Below are 5,572 nucleotides of genomic sequence, written 5' to 3'. Positions count from 1 at the left end.
AAAGGTTCTGTTTATTCATGGTCCTCGATCAGCCGTGGTCTGGGCGCATGAAGAAGAGCCTGTGATCCGGCAGAGAAAGTCGGCGAAAAGCTGCTCAACAACCTCCAGATGGCTCATCAGCCGATGGTCGCTGGCGAGCAGGTGAAGTTCGCACCGGTGCCTTCGGGCAAAACGGATGGCATTCTCAACGGGCACAACCTCATCGTTCCATCCATGGACAATCGAAGTCAGCTTGGCCTCAGGAACCGGCTCCTGCTCCAGATACCCGGGCAGATAAAAAGCGGGAGCCATGAGAAACAACCCGGTCGGGCGAAGCTGCCGGGAAGCCACCGTCGAAACATAACCTCCCATGCTGGAACCGACCAGTACCAGAGGCCCGCTTTTTGGGGCCGCAAGGGACAAAAGCTTTTCAACCCGCACGTCGGGGTCCGCGATCCCGGAATAATCAGGACTCTCCACACGGCAGCCCTTGCCCTCGGCCAGCGAGGCCAGTGCCTGAATCTTAGCGCCCCAGGGACCGCTTTCCTTGCCATGGGCGAAGTAGATGGTGGGTTGCATGACTGAACCTCACCTCCCTTTCAGTGCATTACTGGATAAAACCAGGCGATGAAAACAGCCTGGGAGACAACGGGCTCAAATAGAATCATCGGCGGGCGAATTCTCCGCAGAGGAAGCTGCTGGGGGAATATCCGTATGCGGCGCATTGAACTCCCGCATGAAAATCTCCCAGAACGCGACAAACAGCGCCGCGACCAACGGACCGATGACAAAGCCGTTCATTCCGAACACGGCAAAGCCGCCAAGGGTCGAAAGCAGCACCATGTAATCCGGCAGCTTGGTGTCGCGGCCGACCAGGATCGGCCGCAGGGCGTTATCGACCAGACCGATGACGCCTGCCCCGAATGCGGTCAGTATCAGGCCATCGACCCATTCTCCGACAGCGAACAGGTAGACCGCCACCGGCGCCCAGATCAGGCCCGCTCCGACCACCGGGATCAGCGACAGCAAGGTCATAACGACCCCCCACAGCAGCGCCCCCGATATGCCGAGAATCGCAAAAATGATTCCGCCGAGGGTGCCCTGGACAACCGCCACGACCAGGTTTCCCTTAACCGTTGCGCGGGCCACTTCGGCAAACTTGGTGAAAAGCAGGTGCTCGCGCTCATCGCCCAGCGGCAGGGCGCGCACCAGCAGTTGAACCAACTTCGATCCATCGCGCAGCATAAAAAACGACAGGTAGAGCATCAGGCCGAGACCGACAAAAAACTGCAGCGTGCCCTGCCCGACCTCAACCGCGTTCTGTGCAAGAAACCGGCTGGCGCCGAGCGCCGCCGAGGAAAGCTGATTCTTGAGGTCGTTAAGATCAAGATTGAAGCGCTCCAGAAAATGCTGAACCGCAGGGAAAGAATCGCGGATGACTTCAATGCGGCTGCCCAGATCGAAATCGCCACTCTGCAGCCGTTGATAAAGACTGGCTCCCTCCTGAAAAAAAGAACCGAGTACGAACAGCGATGGCACGACACCAATCACCACGCATACCGTCAGCGTCGCCAGGGCCGCCAGATTGACACGCTGGTTCCAGTATAAGGCCAGGCGACTGTAAATGGGATGAAAAATCAACCCGATGATGCAGGCCCAGAAGATCGCCCCCCAGAATGGCTTGAGAACCCCCAGAAAGAGCAGGGTCACCAGTATCAGCATCAGCAGAAAAGACCGCTGCTCCAGCTTGAACTGTTCTTTGCTGCTGTTTTTTGAAGCCTTATTCATTGGTTCGTTCCCTCCGGCGCAAATCCTCTGCCCAGATCAGAGTCCATTGAAAAAACTGTATGGATACAAACTTCATATAAAATAACGCAGATATGATGGGCACACGAAAGAAAAAAGGGGTAAGTTTGAAAAGGCCTACCCCTTCTCTTTACTTGGTGCCGAAAAAGATTCTCGCAAAAGTGGAAGTCCTCCCCTTGTCATGGGTAAAGGGGCAAGGCTTTCGGTGCAACATACAGTAAATTATTTTCCGCGACACACAAGGTCTCCCGAGGACAACAAAGATGGACGGGTCGGAAAAGGCTGCGGAAATCAAGCTCTAGGAGGCTGTCGGACTTTGGGGATCGTCACGAGAAATTGGCAAATCGAGGACAGATTTTCGGAAATTTGAGAGCGAATAGTAGACCTATTTGTCGAAAATTTGCGGAAATATGGTCCGATTTGCTGGTTTCGCAGTAGATTCTTCCAAAGTCCGACAGCCTCCTAGGCATACGAAAAAAAAATTACGGTTCTTTCCACCAGACGAAGGTGGATAGAACCGAAACTTTCTGTACCTCCAAAAAAAGTGACAGAATTTGACATTTATCTGTCCCTTTTCACTTTTTGCAAGTCAATCAATTGCCACATTATCCATTTGTGGTCTAATTCATATAGAAAGATTAAAAAACGGGAGGGCGACTATGACAGTCCAGGTTGATATTCTGACGCTCGGTTTCCTTGTGGTGGTTATAATTCTTGTATCATTTCTCTTGCCACTGATTTGGCAGGTTAAAAAGACCGCTCAGGAAGCTGGCGCGTTATTGAGTGAATTGCGAAGTGGACTCCCCCCTGCGGTGAAAGACCTGAATGAAACCATGGAGCGAATTAACCGGATTACGGGAAAGGTTGAGAAAGGAACCGACAAAGCAGAGGATATGGTAGAAACCTTAGATGAACTGGCCGAATCGCTTCGACATGCAAGCAGTTTTTTACGGCAGGATATGTATCGATATGCTGAAATCGCAGGAGGGCTCGTTGTGGGAATCAAGGCGGCAAGCAAGGTCCTGTTTCAAAAAACCGATGAAAAGGAGAACAGCTTATGACAGAAAATCGAAATAATGGATTGGGGACGACATTTTTGGCATTCACTCTCGGTGCGGTCATTGGTGGAGGGCTCGCACTGTTAACCGCCCCTCGCTCTGGGTCGGAAACACGCGAAAAGCTCCAGGGTATGGTCGATGAGACACGCACCAAAATGAATAACATCACCAAAGAGGCGGAAGAGCGCCTGAAAAAAACCGTTGAGGAGGGTATGCACCGGGTGGAAGAAAAATCCGATCAGGTCAAGGCGGCAGTAAAAGCCGGAAAGGAAGCAATGGAAGCCGAGAAGACCAAGTAGGCCAAAAAAAGCTAACGAATCTCGAAGGCCAGGGCTCAATGAGAACCGGGCATACTGTTAACTTCGCCATTTATTATGGGTGATTCATAGACATCCTCCTTCAACTAAGAGCCATGATGTCGTCTGTCGAAAGGCGGTGGAAATAGACCCGAAAATTCTGATGATTTACTTTAGTTACATTTCGCAGGAACGATTATGACAAAAGAATGCACGCGAGATGAGGGGGAAAAAGAAAAACCGCATCCATCTTCCGTAGAAGCGGAGTGCGCACGCACTCCAGGTTTGTCCTCTTCGCTGGCCCTGAACGGTCTGTTCGACCTGGCGGTCTTCTATACCCTTTTTTTCGCTCGATATTTCCTGCTCCCCCCTCGTTCTCGCTCTTTTTTCCAGCCTTCTGCTCGCTCCGATCGTCCGGGAAATGGAAAACCTGAGAGCCCCAAAGAGTGTGGGAGCCGCCATCGTGGTACTCGAAGTCGTTGTCTTGCTGCGCGGTTCGGTTTTCTTGCTCATTGATCCGGCAAAGACATGGCTTGACCGGGCACCAGTAAGTTTAATGCGTATCCAGGAAAAAGTTCGCGACATTAAAGAGCCGGTCGAACAAGTCAAACAGGCAACCAAGGAAGTTGAAAAACTGACACAAGTGAGGGCAGGAGAAAAATCCGAAAGTCAGGGGAAAGAAACAAAGAAAACATCTTCCCGGAGAAGGGGAGACTCGAACTCCCACGCGCCTACGCGCACTAGACCCTGAATTCAAAGGGCTGCCTATAACTATTCGGTTTTTCTTTGTTTTTTTGGCTGTTTTTTGTCCACGCTTTTTGCGGTTCTGATAAGTTTCGCGAATTTAGACCCTTGTGTTGCGAGGAAATCACCCGCGATATGAGTATAGAGCTGGGTGGTGCTCAGGTTGCTGTGACCGAGCATGAGCTGCACGGCTCTGGGGTCGACTTCGGCCATTGCGGAGTGGGTGCCGTGGTCGTGGCGCAGCAGGTGGTGATAAATGCGTTTGTCGACCCCTGCCCTGGCTGCGGCGTTGTGCAGCAGTTTGCGGATCTCTTTGTACGGCTGCCCGGTTGATGGGTTCGTCCAGAGGTAGCCTTTGCCGTTTTCTTTGATGCGGGCTTTGAGTTCGTCGTGCAGCCGCTCGGTGAGGATGGGTACGAGGCGTTCTTTGCCGCCTTTGCCGGTTACGGTGATGACCTTTCGGGCCAGGTCGACCTGTGAGCCCTGCAGGTTGAGGGCTTCTGATCGGCGTAGGCCGGCGTCATAGAGCAGATAGACGATGCCGCGTTTTTTCTCCGGGACTTCATCGATAATCGCCTGGATCTCTTGCGGTGTGTGAACCGCGGGCGTGGGCGATTTGGTCTGTTTTTTTGGAAAGCGCTTAATGCGGTACGCAAGCGGCGGTATGTGCTTGTTTTCTTCGGCCCACTTGATGATGGCGCTGAGGTACGACAGCTCGCGGTTGATGGTGCGTTTTTTGACGCCGTCTGCGAGGCGTTTGGCTTTGTATTTTTCGACTATGGCTGGGGTGAGTTTGGCCATGTGGATCTTGCCGAAGGAGCCTTCGAGCTGCTTCCAGGCCCAATGAAAGTCACTGATGGTGTTTTTGCTGACCTGGTTGCCGTAGTCACGCAAAAAATCAGGGATGGCCTCGATGAATGTGGGGGTGACAGATGCGCCGATGCCTGGTCCGTTTGCCCCTTTGAGGGACACTTCATAATCGCGGGCCTCTACCTCTGTGCCGATAAAGTGGATCCGGTCACGCGGGCCGCTGCGCCCCTTGAGACGGACATCGATGAAGAATTCTCCGGGGATGATGTTGCCGTCTTTGTCTTTTTTAGGTCGGACTGCCATCAGTCGATTCGCCGTACTCTGCGAACTGATGACCCTATGACCGTGATGACATAGTCATTGCCGCGGCTCAACGACTGGTACATCCATTCTTCAACATTTAATTCGTAAGAATTATATTTGCTTCCAGATTTTTCGGTACCGGTGATGGTCTTTGCGTCAGGTTTGCCGCAGTATTTTATCAGATCGTATTTTGATATGCCCGGCTCTATGATTCTTCCTGAACAGCGGACAATGTCTCCACAAAACGCGGTATTAGCAATGGTAAGCATGGCTAGAACAATAATGGCTTTTTTCATTTTCTCTCCTTTTTCATGTTTTTACGCGGATTTGCGGACCGCTATGGTTATTGTATTATCTGCAGATTTTGAATGGTCCAGTTACGAATGTCTGCAGGCTCTCCGCCGTTGTATTTAACCTGGCAAGTATAGTTGGGAGCATTACCCATTTTTGACAGCATCCGGGCAGCAAATTTTCCACCGCCATAAAAAAGAGCTGGACATTCTCCCCCGGTTTCCCTAGAGTACGTTGGGGAAACAGGAGGAGACGAGATGACGACACCTAGACCGGCAGATCTTT

Annotated in this window: 8 protein-coding genes; 3 read left to right on the top strand and 5 right to left on the bottom strand. The window is 51.9% G+C overall.

Going from position 1 to position 5,572, the window contains the following annotated elements:
- Positions 1-15 precede the first annotated feature (15 nt).
- Together AB7E65_RS11735 and AB7E65_RS11730 are read right to left on the bottom strand one after the other, a co-directional pair.
- Positions 16-558 (bottom strand): YqiA/YcfP family alpha/beta fold hydrolase, encoded by a 543-nt coding sequence (locus tag AB7E65_RS11735; protein WP_428745985.1) that lies wholly within the window; start codon positions 556-558, stop codon positions 16-18.
- 75 nt (positions 559-633) lie between these two features.
- Complete coding sequence (locus AB7E65_RS11730; protein WP_428745984.1) at positions 634-1,767, bottom strand: AI-2E family transporter; 1,134 nt, start codon at positions 1,765-1,767, stop codon at positions 634-636.
- A gap of 677 nt (positions 1,768-2,444) precedes the next feature.
- On the opposite strand from AB7E65_RS11730, the gene AB7E65_RS11725 reads away from it, so the two are divergent.
- The 3 genes from AB7E65_RS11725 to AB7E65_RS11715 all read left to right on the top strand — a co-directional run bounded on the left by AB7E65_RS11725 (position 2,445) and on the right by AB7E65_RS11715 (position 3,890).
- Complete coding sequence (locus tag AB7E65_RS11725; RefSeq protein WP_428745983.1) at positions 2,445-2,846, top strand: DUF948 domain-containing protein; 402 nt, start codon at positions 2,445-2,447, stop codon at positions 2,844-2,846.
- On the top strand, positions 2,843-3,142 hold the full coding sequence (locus AB7E65_RS11720) for a YtxH domain-containing protein (protein ID WP_428745982.1): 300 nt from the start codon (positions 2,843-2,845) through the stop codon (positions 3,140-3,142). The genes AB7E65_RS11725 and AB7E65_RS11720 overlap by 4 nt, the downstream gene beginning before the upstream one ends.
- A gap of 460 nt (positions 3,143-3,602) precedes the next feature.
- A complete protein-coding gene (locus tag AB7E65_RS11715) occupies positions 3,603-3,890 on the top strand; it encodes a hypothetical protein (RefSeq protein ID WP_428745981.1) in 288 nt (95 codons plus the stop codon).
- A 20-nt stretch (positions 3,891-3,910) separates the two neighbouring features.
- Here the strand turns inward: AB7E65_RS11715 and AB7E65_RS11710 are convergent, their stop codons facing one another.
- The 3 genes from AB7E65_RS11710 to AB7E65_RS11700 form a co-directional block, all read right to left on the bottom strand.
- On the bottom strand, positions 3,911-4,855 hold the full coding sequence (locus tag AB7E65_RS11710) for a tyrosine-type recombinase/integrase (protein ID WP_428745980.1): 945 nt from the start codon (positions 4,853-4,855) through the stop codon (positions 3,911-3,913).
- A gap of 140 nt (positions 4,856-4,995) precedes the next feature.
- Positions 4,996-5,292: a DUF2845 domain-containing protein gene (locus AB7E65_RS11705; RefSeq protein ID WP_428745979.1), complete on the bottom strand. Its 297-nt coding sequence runs from the start codon at positions 5,290-5,292 to the stop codon at positions 4,996-4,998.
- Positions 5,293-5,339: 47 nt separating this feature from the next.
- Positions 5,340-5,572, bottom strand: a 233-nt coding sequence (locus AB7E65_RS11700) for a hypothetical protein (protein ID WP_428745978.1), incomplete at its 5' end; no start/stop codon positions are given.

It is taken from the genome of Syntrophotalea sp. (genome assembly GCF_050253115.1).
Lineage (GTDB): Bacteria > Desulfobacterota > Desulfuromonadia > Desulfuromonadales > Syntrophotaleaceae > Syntrophotalea > Syntrophotalea acetylenica.
This window is presented reverse-complemented; position numbering and strand designations above follow the sequence as displayed.